The organism is Bradyrhizobium sp. 186 (genome assembly GCF_023101685.1).
GTDB lineage: Bacteria > Pseudomonadota > Alphaproteobacteria > Rhizobiales > Xanthobacteraceae > Bradyrhizobium.
Window position 1 is genome coordinate 5,871,367 of sequence record NZ_CP082164.1, and the last position, 21,972, is coordinate 5,893,338.

18 protein-coding genes and 4 pseudogenes are annotated in these 21,972 nt (G+C 61.2%); 12 read left to right on the forward strand and 10 right to left on the reverse strand.

Features of this window, described 5'->3' with window-relative positions; translation table 11 throughout:
- The first annotated feature begins 248 nt into the window (after nucleotides 1–248).
- Nucleotides 249–755 (forward strand): MarR family transcriptional regulator, encoded by a 507-nt coding sequence (locus IVB18_RS28230; RefSeq protein ID WP_247983678.1) that lies wholly within the window; start codon nucleotides 249–251, stop codon nucleotides 753–755.
- Nucleotides 756–767: 12 nt separating this feature from the next.
- Here IVB18_RS28230 and IVB18_RS28235 read toward each other — a convergent pair whose 3' ends face one another.
- The 3 genes and pseudogenes from IVB18_RS28235 to IVB18_RS28245 all read right to left on the reverse strand — a co-directional run bounded on the left by IVB18_RS28235 (nucleotide 768) and on the right by IVB18_RS28245 (nucleotide 4,160).
- Nucleotides 768–1,880, reverse strand: coding sequence for an alpha/beta hydrolase (locus tag IVB18_RS28235; protein ID WP_247983679.1), 1,113 nt, complete (start codon nucleotides 1,878–1,880; stop codon nucleotides 768–770).
- 250 nt (nucleotides 1,881–2,130) lie between these two features.
- The gene (locus tag IVB18_RS28240) at nucleotides 2,131–3,102 is read right to left on the reverse strand and encodes an SDR family NAD(P)-dependent oxidoreductase (protein WP_247983680.1); all 972 of its coding nucleotides are present in this window, start codon (nucleotides 3,100–3,102) and stop codon (nucleotides 2,131–2,133) included.
- Between the two features lie 147 nt (nucleotides 3,103–3,249).
- Nucleotides 3,250–4,160 (reverse strand): annotated as a pseudogene (locus IVB18_RS28245) (dihydrodipicolinate synthase family protein).
- Nucleotides 4,161–4,475: 315 nt separating this feature from the next.
- Here IVB18_RS28245 and IVB18_RS28250 point away from each other — a divergent pair.
- The gene (locus IVB18_RS28250) at nucleotides 4,476–4,715 is read left to right on the forward strand and encodes a hypothetical protein (protein ID WP_247983681.1); all 240 of its coding nucleotides are present in this window, start codon (nucleotides 4,476–4,478) and stop codon (nucleotides 4,713–4,715) included.
- A 122-nt stretch (nucleotides 4,716–4,837) separates the two neighbouring features.
- On the opposite strand, the gene IVB18_RS28255 is transcribed toward IVB18_RS28250, so the two are convergent.
- Nucleotides 4,838–5,812, reverse strand: a complete 975-nt coding sequence (locus IVB18_RS28255) for an alpha/beta hydrolase fold domain-containing protein (protein WP_247983682.1) — start codon at nucleotides 5,810–5,812, stop codon at nucleotides 4,838–4,840.
- Nucleotides 5,813–5,934: 122 nt separating this feature from the next.
- On the opposite strand from IVB18_RS28255, the gene IVB18_RS28260 reads away from it, so the two are divergent.
- The gene (locus IVB18_RS28260; RefSeq protein WP_247983683.1) at nucleotides 5,935–6,558 is read left to right on the forward strand and encodes a TetR/AcrR family transcriptional regulator; all 624 of its coding nucleotides are present in this window, start codon (nucleotides 5,935–5,937) and stop codon (nucleotides 6,556–6,558) included.
- Nucleotides 6,559–6,613: 55 nt separating this feature from the next.
- Here IVB18_RS28260 and IVB18_RS28265 read toward each other — a convergent pair whose 3' ends face one another.
- A complete protein-coding gene (locus tag IVB18_RS28265; RefSeq protein WP_247983684.1) occupies nucleotides 6,614–9,526 on the reverse strand; it encodes a CHAT domain-containing tetratricopeptide repeat protein in 2,913 nt (970 codons plus the stop codon).
- Nucleotides 9,527–10,178: 652 nt separating this feature from the next.
- On the opposite strand from IVB18_RS28265, the gene IVB18_RS28270 reads away from it, so the two are divergent.
- Entirely contained in the window at nucleotides 10,179–11,501 is a 1,323-nt protein-coding gene (locus IVB18_RS28270; RefSeq protein WP_247983685.1) for an integrase arm-type DNA-binding domain-containing protein, read from the forward strand.
- A gap of 306 nt (nucleotides 11,502–11,807) precedes the next feature.
- On the opposite strand, the gene IVB18_RS28275 is transcribed toward IVB18_RS28270, so the two are convergent.
- Nucleotides 11,808–12,827 carry an AraC family transcriptional regulator gene (locus IVB18_RS28275; RefSeq protein ID WP_247983686.1) on the reverse strand — a complete coding sequence of 340 codons (1,020 nt, stop codon included), beginning with the start codon at nucleotides 12,825–12,827 and terminating at the stop codon, nucleotides 11,808–11,810.
- On the opposite strand from IVB18_RS28275, the gene IVB18_RS51995 reads away from it, so the two are divergent.
- The 5 genes and pseudogenes from IVB18_RS51995 to IVB18_RS28300 all read left to right on the forward strand — a co-directional run bounded on the left by IVB18_RS51995 (nucleotide 12,786) and on the right by IVB18_RS28300 (nucleotide 15,602).
- The gene (locus tag IVB18_RS51995; RefSeq protein ID WP_346732557.1) at nucleotides 12,786–13,397 is read left to right on the forward strand and encodes a DUF305 domain-containing protein; all 612 of its coding nucleotides are present in this window, start codon (nucleotides 12,786–12,788) and stop codon (nucleotides 13,395–13,397) included. The two genes, IVB18_RS28275 and IVB18_RS51995, sit on opposite strands and share 42 nt — an antisense overlap.
- 57 nt (nucleotides 13,398–13,454) lie before the next feature.
- Complete coding sequence (locus IVB18_RS28285) at nucleotides 13,455–13,814, forward strand: carboxymuconolactone decarboxylase family protein (RefSeq protein WP_346732558.1); 360 nt, start codon at nucleotides 13,455–13,457, stop codon at nucleotides 13,812–13,814.
- 11 nt (nucleotides 13,815–13,825) lie between these two features.
- Nucleotides 13,826–13,951, forward strand: coding sequence for a DUF417 family protein (locus IVB18_RS28290; RefSeq protein ID WP_247983687.1), 126 nt, complete (start codon nucleotides 13,826–13,828; stop codon nucleotides 13,949–13,951).
- A 346-nt stretch (nucleotides 13,952–14,297) separates the two neighbouring features.
- Nucleotides 14,298–15,113 (forward strand): annotated as a pseudogene (locus IVB18_RS28295) (IS110 family transposase); the annotation flags it as partial.
- A gap of 231 nt (nucleotides 15,114–15,344) precedes the next feature.
- Complete coding sequence (locus IVB18_RS28300) at nucleotides 15,345–15,602, forward strand: hypothetical protein (RefSeq protein WP_247983688.1); 258 nt, start codon at nucleotides 15,345–15,347, stop codon at nucleotides 15,600–15,602.
- A gap of 185 nt (nucleotides 15,603–15,787) precedes the next feature.
- Here the strand turns inward: IVB18_RS28300 and IVB18_RS51695 are convergent, their stop codons facing one another.
- Nucleotides 15,788–15,913 carry a hypothetical protein gene (locus IVB18_RS51695; protein WP_256476395.1) on the reverse strand — a complete coding sequence of 42 codons (126 nt, stop codon included), beginning with the start codon at nucleotides 15,911–15,913 and terminating at the stop codon, nucleotides 15,788–15,790.
- A gap of 228 nt (nucleotides 15,914–16,141) precedes the next feature.
- Between IVB18_RS51695 and IVB18_RS28305 the strand changes: the two are divergent.
- From IVB18_RS28305 to IVB18_RS28315, 3 genes and pseudogenes are all read left to right on the forward strand, one after another.
- Nucleotides 16,142–16,963: pseudogene (locus tag IVB18_RS28305) on the forward strand (IS110 family transposase); the annotation flags it as partial.
- 693 nt (nucleotides 16,964–17,656) lie between these two features.
- On the forward strand, nucleotides 17,657–17,872 hold the full coding sequence (locus IVB18_RS28310) for a dodecin family protein (RefSeq protein WP_247983689.1): 216 nt from the start codon (nucleotides 17,657–17,659) through the stop codon (nucleotides 17,870–17,872).
- A gap of 170 nt (nucleotides 17,873–18,042) precedes the next feature.
- A complete protein-coding gene (locus IVB18_RS28315; protein WP_247983690.1) occupies nucleotides 18,043–18,360 on the forward strand; it encodes a hypothetical protein in 318 nt (105 codons plus the stop codon).
- Between the two features lie 225 nt (nucleotides 18,361–18,585).
- Here the strand turns inward: IVB18_RS28315 and IVB18_RS28320 are convergent.
- The 3 genes and pseudogenes from IVB18_RS28320 to IVB18_RS28330 form a co-directional block, all read right to left on the reverse strand.
- Nucleotides 18,586–18,924 (reverse strand): annotated as a pseudogene (locus tag IVB18_RS28320) (transposase); the annotation flags it as partial.
- Nucleotides 18,925–19,054: 130 nt separating this feature from the next.
- Entirely contained in the window at nucleotides 19,055–20,962 is a 1,908-nt protein-coding gene (locus IVB18_RS28325) for a PAS domain S-box protein (RefSeq protein ID WP_247983691.1), read from the reverse strand.
- 135 nt (nucleotides 20,963–21,097) lie between these two features.
- A protein-coding gene (locus IVB18_RS28330; protein ID WP_247801096.1) for an IS5 family transposase occupies nucleotides 21,098–21,939 on the reverse strand; the annotation gives its coding sequence in 2 pieces (ribosomal slippage) (nucleotides 21,098–21,567 and nucleotides 21,567–21,939; 843 coding nt in all).
- Nucleotides 21,940–21,972: the final 33 nt, after the last annotated feature.

Consider the following 21,972-nt stretch of genomic DNA (forward strand, 5'->3'; position numbering starts at 1 on the left):
CCCGATCAATATGCATGTGTCGTTCTGTTAATCAAAATAGTTTATTGAGTAAGCTTTGTGGTTTCACTAAACCTGTGCCTCGGGCGCAACAATTCATGCTGAGCATGCTGAGCCAGTCGCCTGAGCTGATCATATTTGTAATTTCCGTGACAAAATAACTCTGCTCTGCACTTGCGTCAGAGCAGGCTTGCGTGGACTATGGCCTTGCACGACACCGACCAGATGAATCAGTTCACGGGAGTGACGCTGTGTCCGCGACGAGGAAAGAAGGAGCGCGCCTCCGCTCCATCGGCAATCTGGATATCATCAGGCGCTTCACCTGGGAGATATCGTCGATCAACATGTATCTGGAGGAGCTGCGTCAGTTCTGGGCCAGGACGCTCGGCATCAGCGGCCCGCAATGGCTGATCCTGATGGCCATCTCCGACCTCGACAAGGACGATGGCATTCCGGTCAACGTCGTCTCCAAACTCCTCCACGTCGACCCCTCGTTCGTCACCACCCAGTCCAAGCTGCTGGAGAAGAAGGGCCTGTTGCGGCGGCGGCCCTCGCTGACCGACGCCAGGGTGGTCCGGCTGTCCCTGACCGAGAAGACGCAGAAGCACCTGGCGAGCCTCAACGAGCAGTACAAGACGATCAAGGAATTCGTCTTCCAGGAGTTCGACGAGCGCGAGCTGACGGAATTCACCACCAAGCTCGCGACGTTGAAGACCCGCCTCGAGAAGGCCTGCGTTCGCCTGACCCTCGACTTCTGACGCGCGCGCCCCTCAGATGCGGCCTGCGGCGCCGAGCCGCGATTCGAGCCAGTCGAAGATGAATTCGTTGGCAAGGCTCGGATTGTCCGCGTGGGACTGCGCCGCGCCGGTTTCTGCCGCCGTGAACACTTTCAGCATGATCTCGGAGCTGCCGAAGCGGGATTTTTGCACGATCTGACGCGCGCGGTCGGCCTTGAGCCAGCCGTCCTCGCCGAGCGTAATGAGCACCGGACAGTCGATGCTGGAGGCCATCAGCGGCGAATGCGGCACCGGAACGATGCTGACATCGCTCATCGCAAAGCGGCTGGCAAAGAAGGCGCGCTCGTGCAGGTCCCACAGGCCGCCGTCGCAGACGGCCGCGGCGAGCCGCGGTTCCTGCAACACGGCACGCGCCACGAACGAGGAGCCCCAGCCATCGGCGAGAACCGCGACGCGCTCGAAATCGACATCGCTGCGCGCTTCCAGATAATCCATGACGCTGGCGATCGAGCTCTCGAGATCCCGGCGCTGGAGCAGCACGTCGAGATAGTCGTCGCGCTGGTCGCCGAACAGGTCCAGCGCCAGCATCGAGAATCCCCGTTCGCGCGCATGCGGCGCAAGCTTGAACAGGAATTCCTCCTTGCGGTGCCCGGGCTCGCCGATGCAGATCACGGTCGGCGCCCGCCCGTTCGCCGACGGCGCGGGCAGGAAGTAACCCTGCAACGAATGGCCGTCGGCCCACGGTATCGTCACGACTTGGCCGGCCGGGCCGCGTGCGCCGAGGAAGCGGCGGGCGCAATCCTGCATCGCGAGCACCGCAACCCAGCGGCGCTCGTCGGCCTGATCGAGCGGCATCGCGGCTGCGCCATAGTAGTTCGTCGCACGCAGCCAGTTGCGTTGCGCCGTCGCCATGTGGCCTTCCGCGAAAGCAGCCTCGGCGCGGTGCCTGTTGGCCTGCGCCAGCTTCTTCCACTCGCGATGCCAGGACAGCTCGTCGCCGCGCTTCAGTTGCCGCGCGATCATGAGGCATTCCGCGATGGTGGCGCCCCCCTCCTGGGCCGCGGTGAGCAGCCGCGTGAATTCAGCGGAGATGTCCTCTCTCTCCGGGCAGAGGATCCAATCGTCGGAGAGGCATGCGGGTATCATCGGGAGCTACGCTCTATCTTCGCCTTACCCCTGATTCACTAAACTATTTTAGTTCGCCAACCAAGCTGGCGTGCGTCGAATGAGACCCGTTCGGGATCACCATCGCTTGAACGTATGGATCATGTCGCATGCGTGACATTCCATTTTGTCATGAGGGGACGAACGCGCGCGAGAGATGCCGTATAATTAAAGACGCGCCTCTTGCCATGATGGATGTCATACTTATATCCGCGCGCGTTCGTTGACAGTCTCATCCGAGTCGCCAGCCGACCTCCTGCGTAAAACTTTCGTAGAAGGCGCGGTCATAGGCCTGTTCGGGTGTCGCACGGACGCGCTCGTCGAGTCGCCTGGCGTCCTCGCCAACCAGAATGCGCCATTGCTCGGCCTTCACGCCGTCGAGAATGATCTTCGCGGCCTGCGCAGCCGTCGTCGGCGCGTCTTCGAGAAAGCTGCGGGCGCGCTCGGCGAAGACCGCCTGGATATCGTCGTCCGACATTTTGTCAGCATCTGGCACGCCGGCCGCGACCATGCGCTTCCGGGTCAGCGTGACCTCGTCGGCGTTGAGCCGATCGGAGCCGTCACTGCTCTGCACCTTGCGCGAATTGGAGACGATCGAGGTGCCGATGTGGCCGGGCATGACCACCGAGCATTTGACGTGCGGCGCATGCAGGCGGAGATCATTGATCAGCGCTTCGGTAAATCCTTTCACCGCGAACTTCGCCGAGCTGTAGGCAGTGTGCGACTGGTTCATGCCGATCGAAGCCCAGAACCCGTTGACGCTCGCGGTGTTGACGATATGGGCCTCGTCCGCCGCAACCAGCATCGGCAGGAAGGTGCGCACGCCGAGATAGACCCCGCCCCAGCAGATGTTGAAGGTGCGCTCCCACTGCTCGCGCGTGTTGGTGAACAGGCTGCCGCCGCCACCGATGCCGGCGTTGTTGAACAAAAGATGGATCCTGTCCGTCTTCTGCTGCTCGGCGAGCTCGTCGCGAAAGCGCTTGAGATGATCCTCGATCGAGACGTCCGCGACATGGGTCGTGACGCGCAGGCCCTGCGGCAGCTTCTCGACCTCGCAGAGCCGCTTGGTCTCCGCCATCGCGGCCTCCGAGACGTCGCACATCGCGACATTGCAGCCCTCGGCAACGAGTTGCCGCGCGAGCTCGCGCCCCATCCCCGTGCCGCCGCCGGTGATGACGGCGATCTTTCCTGCAAAATCCTTCATGGGACTTCAGCCCCCTCCCCTTGCCGGTATGTTTCTTCGTCGGTGCGCACCGCGTGCCGGCCGCGCGCAAAATGTAGCAGCGCCGCATCCGCAGGTAAAAGCGGATCGGCGCTGCTATCCTCGACATCGATTATTTCGGCTGACGGACTATTCCGCCGCTTCGACGTGCTGCCCGTCCAGGGCGCCGAGCACCTCAAGCGCCTTGCGGACTGCGGCCTGCTGCGCGGGCGAGGCCTCCGGCATCGGTGCGCGCGGCCAGGTTTTCGGCAGACCCTGGAGCGTCTGCGCATAGCGCGTGCAGGCCGGCAGATTGTCGGCGATGATCGCGTTCCACAGCGTCAACAGCTTCTTGTGCAGATCGAGCGCGCGCGGATGATCGCCCGCCTTCACCGCGTCCCACAGCGCGACCGAGGCATGCGGCGCCGCGGTCAGGATCGCGGCGATCGAGCCGTGGGCACCGAGCGTGTAGGACGGATACATCAGGGCATCGACTGCGCTGTAGATCAGCTTGTCGGGCGCCATCATCATGAGGTCGGCGAACAGCTTGAGGTCGCCCGCACTCTGCTTGACGCCGACGACCAGCGGCACCTCGGTCATGATCCGCGTCAACAGCGCCGGCGACAGATAAGACCACGGCACGACGTTGTAGATGATGATGGGCATGCCGGTCTCGTCGGCCATGGCGCGGAAATGCGCCACCATCGCCTCGTCGTCCGGCTTGAACAGATAATGCACCGGCGTGACCTGGAGCGCTGCGACATTCATGTCGCGCACCAGCCTGCCGCGGCGGATCGCATCGCGCGTGGAGTCCACGATGATACCGGCGCGATCACGGGGATGCGACCTTTCACCGCCTCCACCGTCGCCGCCATCAGGTCGCGATATTCCTCGTGGTCGAGCGTATGCCCCTCACCGGTCGAGCCGCCGGCCGCAACGCCGTGAGCGCCGGCGCCGATCATCCAGTCGACCTGGGGCGCCACGAGCTTGTAGTCGATCTCGCCGTCTTTCCGGAACGGCGTCGTCATCGGCGGGATCACGCCGGTCGGTCGCACCTTCATGTTCTGCCCTCGCGTTTCCATATCCCTTGTGGCGGCTCCGCTCTTTTGGCGGGTATCCACAGCCTGTGAGCCTACCGGCTGCGAGGGGCTTGTGAAGGGCCGCTGGCGCGGCGCTGCCCTCACAATCGGTCATTCCCGCCGGTTCCCCGTATTTGCCCGGCTTCGGGTTAAGGGGAATTTTTTACAATCCGAATCGTCGAATGGGATCCGGACGCTGGGTCGAGTCGGCCAGGCCAGCGTGTTGTTTCCGTCACAGGCTCTGGCACTCCGCTTGCATCCTCTTCGTGGTCAGAAACTACCGATGAGGTGACAGGAATGTTCGTGACCGTCGTTGCCGTGCTCTGCCGGCTTAGCGCAGCTAGCTCAGGCAGTTGCATCGAGGAAATCGTGACCGACAGCAACATGACGCCCGAGATTTCGATGATGCAGTGCGCGGTCGGCGCACAGGCTCCACTTGCGAAATGGATGGGCGAGCATCCGATCTATCACGCCAATTGGCGCCTCGATCGCTACAAATGCGTGCCGGGTCACTACGAGATCAAGGGCCACGCCTAAGGCCCAGCAAAACGACGCTATCGAGGAAACGCCCCGGGGGCCGCCCTTTCCCTCCGCGCGGGCTGCACAGCGCCAGATCCCCATGAGGCGGCGCGCTTTGTGACCACGATCACACCCTCCCCTTAAGCCACCGCCCGCAGGATGATCGCACGCGCCTGTCGCCCTTCCGGCGTCGGCATCAGCGCATAATTGTGCGGCTGGTCACGCAAGAGATGCAGCTCGACCGGCACGCCCGCGCCCCTCGCCCGCGCGGCGAGATCGACGCTGTCGGGATAGAGCAGATCGCGCGTCCCTGCGAAGATGAGCATCGGCGGCAGCGAACGGAAGGCACCATTCAACGGGCTGACGAAGGGATGGCCGACATCGAGCTCGCCGGCATAGAGCCGCCCTGCTTCGATGATCCCCGGAATGTCCTGGATGGGATCGCGCGCCGCGATCGCCACCTGCTCCGGGTGGCTGATCGACGCGTCCGCCGCCGGCGAGATCAACACCAGCCGGCCTGGCTGCCGGTGTCCGCGATCGCGCAGCCACTGGCATGCGGCAAGCGCCAGTCCAGCGCCGGCCGAATTGCCGACCACCGTGACCTGTGCCGATCCTGCGTCCTCCAGCAGCATCCGCAACAGCTCGGCCGTCGCCGGCACGACGTCTTTCGCGGTGGCCGCGGGCGCGAGCGGATAGATCGGCACGACGCACACAACACGCGCCTCGCGCGTCATCCGGCCAACGAGGCGCCAATGCGCAGGCACGATCTCGTTGATAAAGCCGCCGCCATGCAGGAACATCACGTAGTTGCGGCCCTCGTGGCCCGAAGACGGCGCCGTATAGTAGACCGGCCATCCTCCCATCTTCGTCAACGTTACCTCGACGCCGCGCCCCAGACCCGTCGGCTCATGCGAGGCCGGCCGCAATGCGAGCTTGCGCACATGCGCCTGCACGGCCTCGGCCGATGCCAGCTGCTGCTTGAACGGAAGCAGGCTCAGCAGCGCGTTGAAGCAATGGCTCTGCAAGCTCGGCGCCGGATCGCGCGGCGGCGGCGCATCCAGCACGCGGCCGCCCGGGCAGAACTGCAAGGCCGACACGATCTTTGCAACGCTCATGGTCACATCCCCATCTGGCTTTGATCCGCGTGGCGACAAGACGCTTGCCCATCCGCCGCCACTTGCGGATATAATGCGAGCGATCGCTCGCTTTTTCTACTCGCATTCGAAAGCGCCAGGGCATGGCACGCAAGCCGCCGACAAAACCCCGGAAAAATGCCTCGCAGGAGCGGTCGCGCGCGACCGTCGATGCGCTGGTCGAGGCAACCGCTCGCATTCTGGTCCGGGAAGGCTTTGAGAAGGCCAGCACCAACCGCATCGCCGAGGTCGCCGGCGTCAGCGTCGGCTCGCTCTACCAGTATTTTCCAAGCAAGGAGGCGCTCGTCGCCGCCGTGATCGACCGCCACAACCAGGAGATCATGCAGATCGTCCGCGCCGCGCTCGCTGAAGTCACCGACATGCCGATCGACAAAGCGGTGCGCCGCCTCGTGACCGTCGCAATCGAGGCCCACCGCATCGACCCGAAACTGCACCGCGTGCTCGCCGAGCAGATCCCGCGCACGGGACAGCTCGCCGACGTCGAAGCCTTCAACCGCGAGGTCCACACCCTCGTGCGCGCCTATCTCGAAAGCCGCCGCGATGAAATTCGCAAGATCGATTTAGGGCTTGCGGCCTTTGTGTGCGTCAGCTCGATCGAGGCGGTGGCGCATAATGCGGTTCTGAATCACGCCGACATGATGTCGGACAAGATGATCAGAGCGCTCATTGATGAGACGACGCGGCTTGTGGTCGGGTATTTGCGGTAGCGCCGTGTAAACCGAGCTGAGATCGAACCTTGTCCCGCCCCCGTTCAGTGCTTGACTATTGCACTCCACCCTCGCCGACCACCACGAATGGACCCCAGTAGCCGGGGTAGACGGCTTCCGCCGCTGTCGGATTGTCGAGGAAGCTTAGCATCGCCGCGCGCATGGCTCCCGCGCGGCCCAATTCAGGGTGCTCCCTCAGCAGATTGAAGGCCGTTGTCGTAAGACGGGTCGTGGCGGCGGACTCGACCGGCCAGTGCGACACCAGCAATGCCCGCGCGCCCGCATACAGAAACGACCGGGCTAGCCCCGACAATGCCTCCGCCCCCGGTTTGTCACCCGCGATCGTGTTGCAGGCCGACAGCACCACCCAATCGGCATTTAGCTTGAGCTGGGCCACCTCGCTTGAGGTGAGAAGTCCATCGTCCAGTTCAGACGGCAGCTTGGGAATGGTAAGCGCGAGTGAGGGTTCGGCCAGACCTTTCACATCCCCCGCGACCAGGCCGTGCGTGGCAAAATACACGATCCTGAACTCTGACAGATTCATTGTCTTGACCAGCTTTTCGCTGGCCTCGTTACGCAGGTGGACATCGGTCCTCGACACATTGAGCGTGTCGGCGATGGCGTTGAGCTCGTCCGCGGTATCTTCGAGACGCGGCAAGGCAGCCGCCAGCTTGGCCTTGTCAACGCCCGCCCCGCTCCAGAACGACGTGTAGGGGAGCGCCACCGACCGCGAAGCCATGCGCGATGGCGACGATGGCTGTTCGGGACCGAAAACCGGGTCTCCGAACCCGACCATCGTCTTGGCGGCTGGAGAGCGGAGGCCGGCGGACCGGAGTGCCTTGAGGCCGGACACCGATGGAAGAACGCTCGTCGCGTTCCTCTTCATGAGCCACGGTGCGTTCTTGTAGGCCGCCAAATCCTGCCGCGACGACGGAAGCGCGGAGGGCGCCTCGGTGAGCAGCAGGTGCATGGGAAGCGCGCTGAGCACGCCGCTCTGGACCAGGATCCAATGCGGCTTGTCCTTGATGGTCTCGTCGATCGCGCCGAAGAGATCGCTAAACAGCTTGTATGCCAGCGTCAGGTCGAACACGTCGGGACTGTCGATTTCCAGTCCCTTGCGGAATCTGGCCACGCTTCGTGTGGCGGCAGCCAGGTTGAATGGGATGCTTTTCCAAACGATCTTGTTCCTGGTCGCGGCGAAGACATAGCCCTTGTCATCACCGAGGAACCAAAAGACCATGGCTTCGTCATTGGAGAGGAGACGTTGGGTCTCTTCGGCCTTGACTACGACGGTCGAGGTTAGCTCGGTGTAGGACGGCGACTTGTCCGCAATCCCGCCCTTGACCTTGTTGAACTCTGCCGTCTTCGCCGCCAGCGCTTGTTTCTGTTGTGTAATGAGCGAGGCATTGCGTTCCGCCTCGGGTCTGGCCAGGGCGTCCGAAAGCTGCTTGTTGAGCGCCTCCACCTCACGCCGGAGGTCCTGCTCACTGCGAACAAGGCCGGCAAGCTCCGGTGAACTGGCGGCCGCTCTCTGCCCCAGGAGTTGCAGCGCGGCAGCGGTCGTGGAACGAAGCGGTAGCTGCGCCGTCTCAAAGGCTTCAGCGGACAACTGCACGGTGTCGCTGCCAACGCTTCCACCAAGCCCCTGCTCAAGCAACGCAAGGTGTTGCCCAACCTCTTCGGAAAGCGCGCTCTCGGAGACATACTCGAGCAGTCGACGGCGGATTTCCAGCGATCGTCTCGAGCGCTCGACCGCATCGGCGAGGTCGCCCCGCTTCAGCGACGCGCCAGCCATGACTGCGTAGCTCTCGGCGACTAACAACTCGCGATCTGTGCCCGGCGACTTGATGGTTTCCAGGCACTGTCCGCCGTATTTCTCGGCCTGCGAATATTTCCCTGCGGCAAGCGCGATTTTCGCGAGCGCCAGGAGCGGATCACAGCGAACGATAGAGGAAGTTCCAAAGGCCTGCTCGAAGAGGTCCAGCGCCCGCAGATACTCCTTCTGCGCCGCATTCACGTCGCCTCGCGACTTCTCAAGATTTCCCATGCCAAATGAAGCTCGCGCCTTACCGGCGGGATCACCCGTGAGCTGAGCGGCGCGGCGGAAAAGAGGAACAGCCTTTTCGAATTGCCGTTGCTCGACGTAGACAACGGCAAGATTTTGCAGAGGATGGGCCAGCTCGGGATGATTGGGCCCCTTGACCGCCTCGTCGATGGCAAGGGCGCGCTCGAGCAGCGTCCTGGCCTCCTCGTATCGCTCCTCTGCCATGAACAGCACGCCAAGGTTGTTCATGAGCGACGAGACCAGACGATCATTTCGACCGCGGACGGTTTCGTTGGCAGCCAGACTGGTTTGCGGATTGTAGCTGTTCGGCCGGATCTTCGACACTGAGTTGAGGATTGACAATCCCGAGTTGTACGCGTCCTCCGCCTCTTTCCAGCGTGCAAGATTCTTATATACGTTGCCGAGGTTGGAGTACGCTTGCGCCAACGCCCAATTCTTGAAATCCTCCCCATCGGTCGTTCGACCAAACAGGTCGAAGGATCGGAGATGAAATTTGAGTGCCTCCTCGTAAGAGCCTGTCACATTTAGAGTATTGCCGAGATTCATCAGAACTTCGGCAATCGTCGGATTGTCCCGGCCGAATGCCTGTTCCGCGTTCCTGACCGCGCTGCGTGACAACTCTTCGGATTTTGCATAGTCGCCAATCCTGAAGTACGCCCGAGCCATGTTGTCCTCAGCCACAGCGCGAATGCCGGTCGCGGGGAATTTCTTGTTCGCGCGGGGCAATCCCACAGCTTGCCACTTCCTCGCCAGTTCAATGGCCTCAGTGTACTTCCCCGCGGCCATCGCCTCTTGATAGAGGCGCAGCAGTCGCTGCATATCGTTTTCGGCGGCCGTGAGAGGGAGGCACGAAAGCACGGACAGGACCAGGGCGATGAGCCCCAGCGACAAAAGACGGCGCATATTTCTCAACCCAAAAAAGCGATTATGAATCAGCAGACAATACGCGGAAGGCCCGACTCGGCCAATTGATGCCGCAGGGGCGATGACGCCGCCAACGTCACGGGGATCCCCACGTCCTGCGATGATGACATCGTGCCGCTGATTTGCCCGACGCGTCAAACGGTTTCGGAAAATACGCAAACATCGCCCCGCCCGTCGTCGGCTACTGTGCATGGGGTTGTTTTCGATATTTTTGTTGTCCGGTCCCGGAAGCCTCAGGCCGAACCTCGTCTCATTATGCTCTGGTATATCGGCCGGCCATCTGGGCGTCGCTCGGATACAGTCGAGCCGTACGGGCAATGCGTCCCCAGCCATGACGGGATCAACGGGCACGCCCAAGGAGCTCCCGCACCGACGATCGGTCCGCCCGACAGATGAGTTGAAAAATGGTCGGAGCGAGAGGATTTGAACCTCCGACCCCTAGTCTCCCAGGCGAAATATTGAGAACGTTTGCAGAACAACGAGAGACGTGGTAGGATCCTCTTCTAGAGTAAATCCAACCACTTACCATCCCTCAACGTCTCATGACGCACCACCCTATCCCGACAATTCCTTGCCCCAGGGCAAGGAATTCTGCGCGAGACTAGGGCGGCAATTTAAGCAACGTTCACAGATGCCCAAACTCACAGACAGCGCGATCAAAGCAGCGAAGTGCCCGCCTGGGAAAGACCGCATCGAACTGGCCGACAGTTCATGCCCGGGCCTCTACTTGAGGGTTACCAAAAATGGCGCGAAGACCTTCGCCTTCAAGTACTGGTCACCGATCCTGACCAAGACGGTGACTCTGGCCCTCGGTCAGTACGTTGACATCACCCTGACCGACGCAAAGCGCAAGGTGGGGGATCATCGCAAGGAAATCGCCCGCGACGAAGACCCCCGCGCGAGGAAGCGTGCGGAACGAAGGAAGGCAGCCAATGCAGAGGAGCTATCATTTAATCAGCTCGCCGATCAGTACATTGAGCAGTACGCGAAGCCCAACAAGGACTCGTGGAAGAACGACCAGCACTATCTGAAGCGCGCCCGGGCCGACTGGGGGCGTTTGCCGGCGGCCACGGTGACCGATGACATGGCAGCCGAGTTGTTGGATGAGATCGCAGAGACCGCACCCGTGAGTGCGAACCGAACGCAATCGGTACTGCACAAGATGTTCAGCTGGGCGAAGCAGCCCGGCCGAAAGCTCGTGCAGACCAACCCCCTCGCTGATCTCGATCGCCGCGGCGGTAAGGAACAGTCGCGTGATCGCGTGTTGACTGATGATGAGGTCAGAACGTTGTGGTGGGGGCTCGATGATCCAGACCTGCCGGCAGACCGCGAGGTCGCGTTGGCTTTGAAGACGATCCTGACGACGATGGTTCGCCCGTATCAAGCGACGCTGATGGAGCGCGCCGAGCTGATCGGGATCGATGGCCATGACGCACAATACAGCATGCCGCGTCACCGGGTGAAGAAACGCCGCGAGGTGATCGTTCCGCTGTCCGCCTTGGCCGTCAAGGTGATCAAGGAAGCCCTCAGCGACGATGACCAGACCGTGGTCTTCCCGTCGAAATTCAGCGATGGCGATGTTCCGATCGCGCGGGCGTCGCTCTCACAGGCCTTAGCCGGTAAGAAGAACGGCAAGAAGGTCGGAGACAAGGCGGAGGACCGCACGGGCATCCGGGCGTTTCTCGGCTTGGAGCATTTCACCGCCCATGACTTACGGCGCACGGCCGCGACCATCGCCCGCCGAGCAGGTGCTCCACGGCCCGACGTGAAGGCGTTACTTGATCACGTCAACGGCGATGTCACTGAGGTCTACGACAAGTACGACATGCTGAAGGAAAAGCGACAGGTCGTAGAACTGTTGGCGAGCGAACTGCGCCGCATCGTTGGCGATCGGCCAGTCGCAAAGATGGCGACCGAAATTCACGATAGGAGCAGCAGTTCGCGCGCTGCTTAGCCGCGTCGGGTTTTGACTCCGGAAAAGCGCGGGCTCTCGTCGGAGAGCCTGAGATTTCGCGTCAAGGAGTGCTCTTCCGAGGTATTCAGGTGCGCGAATGCGAATACGTTGCGGGTCGGACACATTAACGAAATTCTTCCGTTCCTGCTTAGATTGCAGACATTCTCAAACCGCGTCAGCGAGTCTCAAAAGGGCCAATATGCGACGTGGTCCGCCTGCTCGAAAATGAAAGAGAGGCCGCCAACCGGGGCGGCCTTTCCTCCTTTTATTACCGTCGTGCTGTCAGTCTCAGGCTGCGTTCGGCCATCATGGAATCGGGTGAGCTTTCTCCTTGAGATCGCCTGTTATGACGGCGCGGAGTCTACCGGGCGAAATCCCGTAACGTTTCCGAAACGCGCGCACGAATGCGCTCTCGGAGTCGTAGCCGACCGCTGCCGCCACCTGCGCCAAAGTTCCAGTCGTCGAGCCGAGGCGATGGCGTGCCAGACCAAGCCGCAACTCGCTCAGGAAGCCAAGCGGCGCAATATCCCCCTCCCTCCGGAAGATCCGAACCAGAGTCGCGCGCGAAACATGCGCTTCCGCCGCAAGCGCATCCAGCGTCCACGGATGCGTGGGAGCTCTCAACATGGCGGCGACGGCTCTGGCCGAGGACGGCGATGCGAGCAGCCGCAATATGCCGCTCGATGCCGCGGACTGTTCGAAATGCAGGCGAAGCATCATCACGAAGAGAGCGGTGGCAAGCTCAGTGGCGATCGTCGCTGCGCCCGGACGCGCGGCCTGCAGTTCCTCATCGATCGCCTGCACCAGCATCCGCATCCGGTCGAACAGATCCCCTTTGCCGATGCTGAGCACGATCGCCTTTGGCAATGCGGCAGTGACGAGGCTGTACATGGCCCCATCCAACCGCAACCGGCCGCAGATCATCTCGGTCTCGGTCGCGCCGCGGGTGTTGGTCTTGATCCTGATCGCGTTGTTGTATTCGGTTCTGATCGGCGCTCCGGAGCTTCCGCCACGGCTCGCCGATCGCACGACGTGGGAGTCGCCCTGCGGGAGCAGGAGAATGCTGCCGGCTTCCAGCTTGAACGTTTCGCCGGAATATCGCTCCAGCAGGCAATTTCCATTGGTCACGATGTGAAATTGAGCGAAGCCCGTCGGCTCCGCTTCGTGCACGACCTCCCATTGCAAGGCAAATCGGCACACCTCCTGTATTTCCGGGCGCACCCGGAACAGGGGAGCAATCGAACTGAGCGGGTCGAGAGTAGCCGGCTCTGTCGCGTCGTCGGGATGTTTGATCCGGCCGGCATAGGTTTTGCGCCGCGAGAGCATCGCCAATTCCCCATTCGCCCCGATTTCTCAAAGCATCGAATGAATGAGGAGAATGTAATGCGGATGCGCCAACCCAAGCGCGGCGTTCAGACGCGCAACGATCACGAATACGCGATGAAGAAAACATTCATCGGCGGCGCCCTTGCGTTGCTGGTCGTGGCTTATCCCGGTCACGCCTCGGCGCAACAGGTATCAGCGGTGGCCTCGCCCGCCAAAGCCGAACATAAGCAGACTGCGGAAGCGTCCTTCATGGCCGAGAACCAGGCCGCCATGAGAAAGATGATGATGGACATGGCAGTGAGGCCATCGGGCAATGTCGACGCCGACTTCACGGCCATGATGATCCCTCACCATCAGGGCGCAGTCGATATGGCGGAGGCCGAGCTGCACTACGGCCATAACGGGAAATTGCGCCGGATCGCGAGGAACATCATCGCCGGGCAGCGGCAGCAGATCGGCGCGATGAGGGCGGCGCTCGGCCAGCCGCTTTCCGAAGTGACGTCATCGGCCGCGCAGTCGGGTCAGGATTCTCAAGTCGGCGCACGGTCCGCGCGCAACACGGCGCGCTGAACCCAGGCAATCCACCATTCGTCCCGTGTTTTACATCGCATCGAAAAGGAAAGCGTCATGCACATGCTGGATTGGAATTCCTATCGGCAGCAGCTCGTCGCCGCGGTCGGCGGCTTCGGCAAGCTAAACCCCGATATCGTCAAGGGCTACACCACCCTGAGCCGGGCCGGCCAGAAGGCCGGTCACCTCGATGAAAAGACCCGCGAACTCGTAGCGCTTGCGGTCGCCATCACCCTACGCTGCGACGGCTGCATCACGGTACATACCGCGGCGGCCCGGGAACGGGGCGCGACAAAGGAAGAGATCGCCGAAGTGCTGGGCGTGGCGGTCTCCGTCAACGCAGGCGCGGCCGTCGTCTATTCCACCCGCGCGCTCGACGCATTCGATGCCGCCGCCGAAATCAATCCCAACGCCTGAGGAGAGAACTCATGATCGGCTATCTTCGTCTACCGCTTTCCTGGATCGCTCATTCCGATCGGGTCGGCATCCCGCTGATGCGCGTCGCCATCGCGATCGTATTCCTGTGGATCGGCACGCTCAAATTCGCGCCCTGAAGGACGTAATCATGCTGGTCGGCGGTCTCCTGATCATGGCTGACAGCGCCCGGGCCGTCCTTGAGGCGCGCCCTTACGCCAAACTTCAGACGATGACGGCCAGCAAGATCTCCATCGCCCCGGCCGAGTGAGCGCAGCGGGTTGCAACCGGAACCTGCAGCATCGGAAACAGTCTGGAACAGGGCGACATGGTCCGCCTGCTTGAAAATGAAAGAGGCCGCCGACCGGGCGGCCTCTTGTGTGGGCCGCCCGCCGCGGACCATGACCGCTAATGGAATGGTCCGGCCGTGCTCCGGACCTGCCAGCACGACAAGCTGGTAAGGGGCGCCCAAGACAGGAGCACGCCATGTCTCAGAAACTCAGCTCAGCGATCGCCGTGATAGGCATCGATATCGGCAAGAACTCGTTCCACATCGTGGGCCACGATCAGCGCGGCGCAATCGTGCTGCGGCAGAAGTGGTCACGCGGCCAGGTAGAAGCACGGCTCGCCAACCTGCCACCGTGCTTAATCGGTATGGAGGCCTGCGTCGGCGCGCATCATCTCAGTCGCAAGCTCCAAATGCTCGGCCACGACGCCCGACTGATGCCCGCGAAATACGTGCGCCCCTATTCGAAGGGACAGAAGAATGACTTCCGTGATGCGGAAGCCATCGCCGAGGCTGTCCAACGCCCGACCATGAAGTTCGTCGCGACCAAGACCGCCGACCAGCTCGACCTGCAGGGGCTGCACCGCGTGCGCGAGCGATTGGTCGGTCAGCGTACCGGCGTCATCAATCAGATCCGTGCGTTCCTGCTGGAGCGGGGCATCGCCGTGCGGCAAGGCCTGCGTTCGCTGCGGTCCGAGTTGCCGGGTATCCTTGCGACGCGCACCGATGTCCTCGCGCCTCGCATGTTGCGCATTATCGAGGACCTGGCAGGAGACTGGCGCCGACTGGACGCGCGCATTGAGGACCTCTCCAGCGAGATCGAAGCATTGGCTCGTCAAGACAAAGGCTGCGAGCGACTGATGACGGTCCCGGGCATCGGCCCGATCATCTCGAGCGCGATGGTAGCCGCGATCGGCACTGGAGACGTGTTCTCGAAAGGCCGCGACTTCGGCGCCTGGCTTGGACTGGTGCCGAAGCAGATATCGACAGGCGACCGCACGATCCTCGGCAAGATATGTCAAACGCGAAAAACTCAACCTGAGCAAATTAGTCCGCCAGCCTCAGTGAGCGGACATCCGCGAGGCCAGACGCTACTTCGCAAAAGGGCCAAAAGCGGCCATTCAGCGCTATCAGAAGCTCCATGAAAACCGAGGTGTAGAGCGCTATCGCTGTAAAATTGTGGAGGAGTGCCGCCGGTTAGGCTAGAATTGAATACTGTTGGGGCAGCTATGTCAGAGGAGCTGACTATGGCCAAAAGCATTCTTGTTAGTTTTGCTATCCTCACTCTCGCCACTTCTGCCGCTTTGGCCGCGCAGCGGACGCATCATCGCCAACCGATGAACGCATTTGCCGGTATGGGTGCGTCTCCGGTCATCTCGCCGGGCGGTGTGAGCAGCAGCGACCGCGCCCTCTATATCCGAAATCTACACGACTCCGGGTATAATAAGAAGAACGATTTCAACGCTGGTCATATGTGCGTGTCCTGTGATTTTCACGGCAATTGACTAAGCTGGTGCTGTGGCGACTGAGAACGGGATAACAACAGGAGCAGCCGGGCAAGACTAACCGGGGCGGGTGTGCAAATAGAAACCTCGCATTTTTGAATACGAGCTTCGCCAAAAAATAGCCCCCAAAGAATTCCCATTCTGGGTTTCCTGTCGGGGGCTTTTTTGTTTGCCCGCCCCGCAGCTCAGCCATGCGTTCTTATTCGCGCCTCATTGGAGGTGATGCCGATGTAGCCGTGACGGTACGGATCGGTGCAGCTTGCGTCATTGATGTAGTAGACGCAGCATTGGTCATCTGCATTAGCAGGCATTTGGGTCTCGTTTCTTTGCTTGCGTGTGCGTCGTCATTGTCGTCTGCCCATAAACCGCCCGCCCGCGTCATAGACGCTCGTGATGTTGCCGCTTTTGGATTCTCTTGCAAGGACGTTGCCGCGTGGTAGAGCGTCGTCGTGCCTTGGCTGTCGGTCGACGAACTGCCGATGCTCTTTCCGGATGAGTCGTGGAACCTCTTCGACTGTGTCGACGCTGCGCCAGTCACCGCGAAATACGTGCGCCCCTATTCGAAGGGACAGAAGAATGACTTCCGTGATGCGGAAGCCATCGCCGAGGCTGTCCAACGCCCGACCATGAAGTTCGTCGCGACCAAGACCGCCGACCAGCTCGACCTGCAGGGGCTGCACCGCGTGCGCGAGCGATTGGTCGGTCAGCGTACCGGCGTCATCAATCAGATCCGTGCGTTCCTGCTGGAGCGGGGCATCGCCGTGCGGCAAGGCCTGCGTTCGCTGCGGTCCGAGTTGCCGGGTATCCTTGCGACGCGCACCGATGTCCTCGCGCCTCGCATGTTGCGCATTATCGAGGACCTGGCAGGAGACTGGCGCCGACTGGACGCGCGCATTGAGGACCTCTCCAGCGAGATCGAAGCATTGGCTCGTCAAGACAAAGGCTGCGAGCGACTGATGACGGTCCCGGGCATCGGCCCGATCATCTCGAGCGCGATGGTAGCCGCGATCGGCACTGGAGACGTGTTCTCGAAAGGCCGCGACTTCGGCGCCTGGCTTGGACTGGTGCCGAAGCAGATATCGACAGGCGACCGCACGATCCTCGGCAAGATATCAAGGCGCGGCAATCGCTACCTGCGCGTTCTGTTCGTGCAAGCCGCGTGGGTTGTGCTGGTCAAGGTCAAGTGTTGGGAGCGCTATGGCCTCAAATCTTGGATCGAAGCCGCCAAAAAACGATTGCACCACAACGTGCTGGCGATTGCGCTCGCCAACAAGCTCGCCCGGATCGCCTGGGCGGTTCTCAACAAGGGACGCGCCTTCGAGTGCGTCAAGACAGATGAGGTGGCGTCCCGAGTTGCCTGATCCTCGCGCCGTGCTCGGGGCCGTCAAGGCGCAGCCTGGCAGCGGTCGAGCAAGCCGTCAGGACAGCACGACGGCCGGCCTTGACGGCCCTTGCGCGCGGCGCGTCAGCGCGCGCAGGCCGGGACGAAGGAACGACCGCCAGGCACGAACAAAGGAACAGTGCGAAGTGAGGAGCTATCGATGACGTAACCAACATCCCTTACTCGCCGAGGTCTGCGAGAGGATGAGACGACGATGGAGGATCGGTCTTCCCGGCGCATGCGAACACTGGTGACCCGAATGGCCCCTTCGAGGCCTGTCCGCTAATTAGCTCGAATGCGCGCTGATATCCATGATGGCCCGGAGCACAACACGCTCCAATCAGAGGCCGGATACATTGATGCAAGACCGCATCTGCCAGGTTGACGAAACCTCTTGCAACGCGCGGCCGGACCATACATTCGGGTCATTCGCGCCGATTTGGCCCTCTGCCCAGTCACTTCCGGTCTACCCCGATGAACGGACACATTAGACTGGCCCGCTGGTCCGGTTCGCGCCAAGAGCCGCCCTCCCCGCCAGGTGCAGTTTGCCCCTTTTCGGCTCCGGGCGATGTCCCCGAGACAATCGCGTCGTGTCAGCGCCGATATCCTGATGCTAGATTTCACGACGGCAGGGAGCACCTGCTTCCTGCTTCATACCGAACAGGAGGACGACATGCCTGATAGCGTCTACAAGGTCATTGAACTGATCGGTACCAGCAACGACTCATGGGAAAAGGCGGCCGCCAATGCGGTCGAGCAAGCTGCAAAATCTCTCCGGGATCTTCGTATTGCGGAGGTCGTCAAACTCGATATGCAACTGGATGCCAAGGGAAAAGTAGAGGCCTATCGCGTCAAGCTCAACGTATCGTTCAAGTTCGAGGGCTCCTGAGCCTCAGCACCTCGCCCCGCTTGCGGGGCGAGGATGGCTCATTGGAGCAAGGCGTGTCGCGCGGCCCGCCAACCGGCGTTTTTGACCCATCTCGAAAGTAGGCCCTAGTCCAACTGGGACCCGATATGCTTTGATGCGTGGGGGCGGGAACTGTGACGCGTGGTGGCCTCATGTACATGGTCATTCGCAAGTACACCAAGGTTCGTTCGGTTGCGGACGCTGCCCGCCGCGCCAAGAGCGGCATCGGTCAGATCCTAAGTCAATCGCGCGGATTCAGATCTTACTATGTGCTGGATGGGGGCAACGGCGTTGGTGTCGCTGTGATGATATTCGAGGACCGCGAAAGCGCCAATGCAGCGAACGTCAAGATACTGGAGTTTGTTCAAGCAAGTCTGCATGACCTCGATCTTGGAGATCCCGAAATCACTACCGGCGAAGTTTTGGTGAACATAGAACGTGATGCGTCCTCGGACATAAAGTATTCGTAAGCCGCCAGTTGTGTGGGGTGCGGTCCCTTGCTGGTGCAGTCGACCTGTTCGCTGTCGCATGGAGCGAATCGCGCCCTGGACATCCACATGTCGTCCGTCGGGAATATTCGACTGCGCGTGCTTTTCGAGGAGCACCAACAACATGAAGCAACATATCCCCGAAACATTTTTTGCCACAGCGATCGACTGGACGTCGCTTGTGCTTATGGGCACCGCGATGCCGGTGTCCTTGCGGAAGTCGGCGATGGTTTTGTGATCCGGCGCGAGCCGTCCGGTCAGCCACATCACCTCAAGATTGCGGCCAGCCTGGCGCTCCAGCCGCCGGCTCGATTGCACCCGGTTGAGATAGCCGTAAATGTAGAGCTTGAGCATCGGCGAAGGATGGTACGCTGGCCGGCCGGTCGCTGCAGGATCAACGCCATCGAACCCGAGGTCGCGGAGTTCCAACGCCTCAACGAACACATCGACCGCGCGAACAGGATTGCTCTCGCCGACCCAATCATCGAGGCATTCCGGCAGCAACGTCGCCTGCTGGCGATCCGCCCCTTGAACGAAACCCTGCATCACTTCCCCCGCCGATTCAGCAAGAGAATCATAGCATCGACGGGGTTTTCACACAGCCTGGGTCAAAAGCGGTCTATGTCGGAAGGCGTTTGACAGGTCAGCTTCGGGCCAAAGAGCGACATCGATTCGATCACGATCCGTCCGCTCGGGTGCCAGGGATCGTAAATTGAAAGAGAGCACCCCGCGGTTCGCACGGGATCGCCCACAGCCGTCCGCCGTGGGCTTCGATGATGGAGCGGCAGATGCATAGGCCCATGCCCATGCCGTCGGGCTTGGTCGTGTAGAATGGCTCGAACAGACGCGAGAGGCTCTCCGGGCTCAGCCCCGGGCCGATGTCCCGCACTCCGACGCGCACGCGACCTTCGGAGGGGACAGCATCGATGCTGATCTGCAATTCGCGCGCGCCCTCCCCAATACCACTCATGGCCTGAATGGCGTTGACGATCAAGTTCAGCATCACTTGTTGCAGTTGGACCCGATCGCCTTGGACACACGGCAAGCCCTCCGCAAATTGCGTCCGCACCGACACGCTGTTGTTTGCGGCCTCCGTACGGGTGAGAGCAATAACTTCGAGGATGGCATCATCGATCGTGACGGCGTCCTTTCGGGCGGGCGCCTTCTTGATGAGCGCGCGGATTCGCTCGACGATCTCGCCTGCGCGATTCCCCTCCTTGACAATAAGGGACAGCGCGTCATCCACCTCGCGAACATTCGGTGGCTCAGCGCTTAGGAAACGCCGAGCGGCTAACGCATATGTGACTGCCGCTGTGATCGGCTGGTTCACTTCATGGGTGATCGAGGCCGAGAGCTGACCCATGGTGGCAATGCGATTGGCGTGCGCCAGCTGCATCTGCATGTCCCGCAGCGCCGCTTCCGCCCGCTTGCGCTCGGTGATGTCGCGGGCGATCTTGGACGCGCCGATGATCCGGCCGGCCGTGTCCCTGAGCGGCGACACGGACAGTGAGATGTCAATCAGGCTGCCGTCCTCGCGCATCCGCACCGTCTCGTAGGACCTGATGAGTTCGCCGCGCCTGATGCGCTCCAAAATTCGCAGCTCTTCGTCGTGGCGGTCCGGCGGAATGATGATCAGGATGGATTTGCCGATGACTTCGCTCGCCTGATGGCCAAAGAGCCGTTCGGCCCCGCCGTTCCAAGTCTCGATGGTGCCGTTGAGGTCCTTGCTGACGATGGCATCCTCAGAGGAATTTACGATGGCTGCCAGCCGTTGTCCGACCACCTCAGCCCGTTTGCGCTCTGTCACATCTACAGCAGTACCAACAAACTCGATGAACTCGCCGTCTTCATTGAGAATCGGATGACCCGAGGCATTGATGTGCCTAACCGTTCCGTCTGGCAGAAGAACCCTGTACTCGGCAAACGTATCAACTCTTTCGCGAAGCAATTCCTCAAATCTCTTCTTTACCCAATCGCGATCCTCGGGGTGGATTTGCTGGCGAAAATTGTCTCGAGAAGGTAAGCTCTCCCGCGGATCCAATCCGAAGATTCTGAACATTTCCTCGGAGCAGTACAGCACCTTTTCGGTGCGGGGATCCCAAACCCAGCTGCCGGTGTGGGTCAGCTTCTGCGCTTCGGCCAAATAGGCCTCACTCCGCATCAGGGCTTGTTCGGCGCGCTTGCGCTCGGTCAGGTCAAGCACGAAAGCGACACCCTGGTCTCGTTCTTCGCCGAACGCAGCCAACCCGATCAACACGGGCACGCGGCCCCCATCTTTCCGAAAGTACTCCTTCTCGAATGGTTGGACTGCCCCGATCCTCTTCAGCTCTGCATCAGTCCGCGCATCGCGATCGCGCCATTCCGGCGGCGTCAGGTCCGTTCGGTTCAGGCGACCCGAGATAAGATCCTCTCGATCGTATCCCCCCATGCGGAGAAACGCGTCATTTGCCTCAAGAATGCGACCTTCGAGATCCCAGATGATGATCCCAATGATGTTGGCGTCGACCAGGCGCCGGATCTTGGCTTCGTGCTGTTCGAGCTGGCTGTGCAATGTTGCTAGCGTTCCCAAGTCGACCTGCAACACATCGCGACACAGCAGCAGCTGCCTGAGGTAAAGCTGGCTATATTCGTTGCTTTTGTTGTCGTAAACGCAAATAGTCCCGAATATCTCGCCATTGGGCCAACTGATCGGGACACCTAGGTAAGAGTCTGTCCGGGATCATGCTGTTTTTTGGCAGAGCTTTCGCAGCATGAGGCGGATTGAGGCGAGGCGCAAGAACGCCAATGCCTTTCGGTTGAGGCACTCCCAATCCTTGGCCAAACGGCGGCAGCGGTTGAGCCAGGCGATGGTGCGTTCGACGATCCATCGCTTGGGCAAGATCGCAAAACTCTTTGCTGTATCGGAGCGCTTGACGATCTCGACGTCGATTTGCCGGAGGATTTTGCGAACGGCGGACTGAAAGATCGGCCCCTGATAGCCGCCGTCAGCATAGAGCTTCAGCAGGAATGGATGCAGGCCAAACAGCGTGGCCATCACCAGCACCCCACCGTCACGATCCTGGATGTCCGCCGAATGCACGAGGGCGTGGAGCAGCAAGCCTTGAGTATCGACTAGGATGTGGCGCTTCTTGCCCTTGATCTTCTTGCCCGCATCGTAGCCATGCGGGTCGATCCACGCCCCCCTTTTTCCGCGCTCTTGACGCTTTGACTGTCGATGATGGCGGCGCTCGGGCTGGGTTCTCGGTTAGCCAATTCTCGACATTGTACATAGAGCGCGTGATGGATGCGATCGAGCGTGCCGTTCCAAGCCCACAAGTCAAAATAGTCGTGCACCGTGCTGCGTGGCGGCAGGTCCTTCGGGATCGCTCGCCATTGGCAACCGGTGCTCAGCACATACATCAGGCCATTGATCACCTCGCGCACATCGACCGTGCGCTTGTTGCCGCCTCGCTTGGCTGGCGCAATCAGCGGCTCCACCAACGCCCATTCCTCATCAGTCAAATCGCTTGGATAGCGTAGCCGGCTTCGGTCGTAACGACCGCGGTTCTCCTTCGTCCACATGGGCGCCCCTTCGAATCGGACCGCCACCCTTGA

Bases quoted from the DNA above. Each gene is read 5' to 3' on its own strand.
- IVB18_RS28310 (WP_247983689.1), top strand. From the start codon at position 17,657: ATGCCTGATAGCGTCTACAAGGTCATTGAACTGATCGGTACCAGCAAC.
- IVB18_RS28265 (WP_247983684.1), bottom strand. From the start codon at position 9,526: ATGCGCCGTCTTTTGTCGCTGGGGCTCATCGCCCTGGTCCTGTCCGTG.
- IVB18_RS28250 (WP_247983681.1), top strand. From the start codon at position 4,476: ATGTTCGTGACCGTCGTTGCCGTGCTCTGCCGGCTTAGCGCAGCTAGC.
- IVB18_RS51995 (WP_346732557.1), top strand. From the start codon at position 12,786: ATGTTTGATCCGGCCGGCATAGGTTTTGCGCCGCGAGAGCATCGCCAA.
- IVB18_RS28300 (WP_247983688.1), top strand. From the start codon at position 15,345: ATGGCCAAAAGCATTCTTGTTAGTTTTGCTATCCTCACTCTCGCCACT.
- IVB18_RS28240 (WP_247983680.1), bottom strand. From the start codon at position 3,102: ATGAAGGATTTTGCAGGAAAGATCGCCGTCATCACCGGCGGCGGCACG.
- IVB18_RS28255 (WP_247983682.1), bottom strand. From the start codon at position 5,812: ATGAGCGTTGCAAAGATCGTGTCGGCCTTGCAGTTCTGCCCGGGCGGC.
- IVB18_RS28235 (WP_247983679.1), bottom strand. From the start codon at position 1,880: ATGATACCCGCATGCCTCTCCGACGATTGGATCCTCTGCCCGGAGAGA.
- IVB18_RS51695 (WP_256476395.1), bottom strand. From the start codon at position 15,913: ATGCCTGCTAATGCAGATGACCAATGCTGCGTCTACTACATCAATGAC.
- IVB18_RS28315 (WP_247983690.1), top strand. From the start codon at position 18,043: ATGTACATGGTCATTCGCAAGTACACCAAGGTTCGTTCGGTTGCGGAC.
- IVB18_RS28260 (WP_247983683.1), top strand. From the start codon at position 5,935: ATGGCACGCAAGCCGCCGACAAAACCCCGGAAAAATGCCTCGCAGGAG.
- IVB18_RS28285 (WP_346732558.1), top strand. From the start codon at position 13,455: ATGCACATGCTGGATTGGAATTCCTATCGGCAGCAGCTCGTCGCCGCG.
- IVB18_RS28275 (WP_247983686.1), bottom strand. From the start codon at position 12,827: ATGCTCTCGCGGCGCAAAACCTATGCCGGCCGGATCAAACATCCCGAC.
- IVB18_RS28290 (WP_247983687.1), top strand. From the start codon at position 13,826: ATGATCGGCTATCTTCGTCTACCGCTTTCCTGGATCGCTCATTCCGAT.
- IVB18_RS28270 (WP_247983685.1), top strand. From the start codon at position 10,179: ATGCCCAAACTCACAGACAGCGCGATCAAAGCAGCGAAGTGCCCGCCT.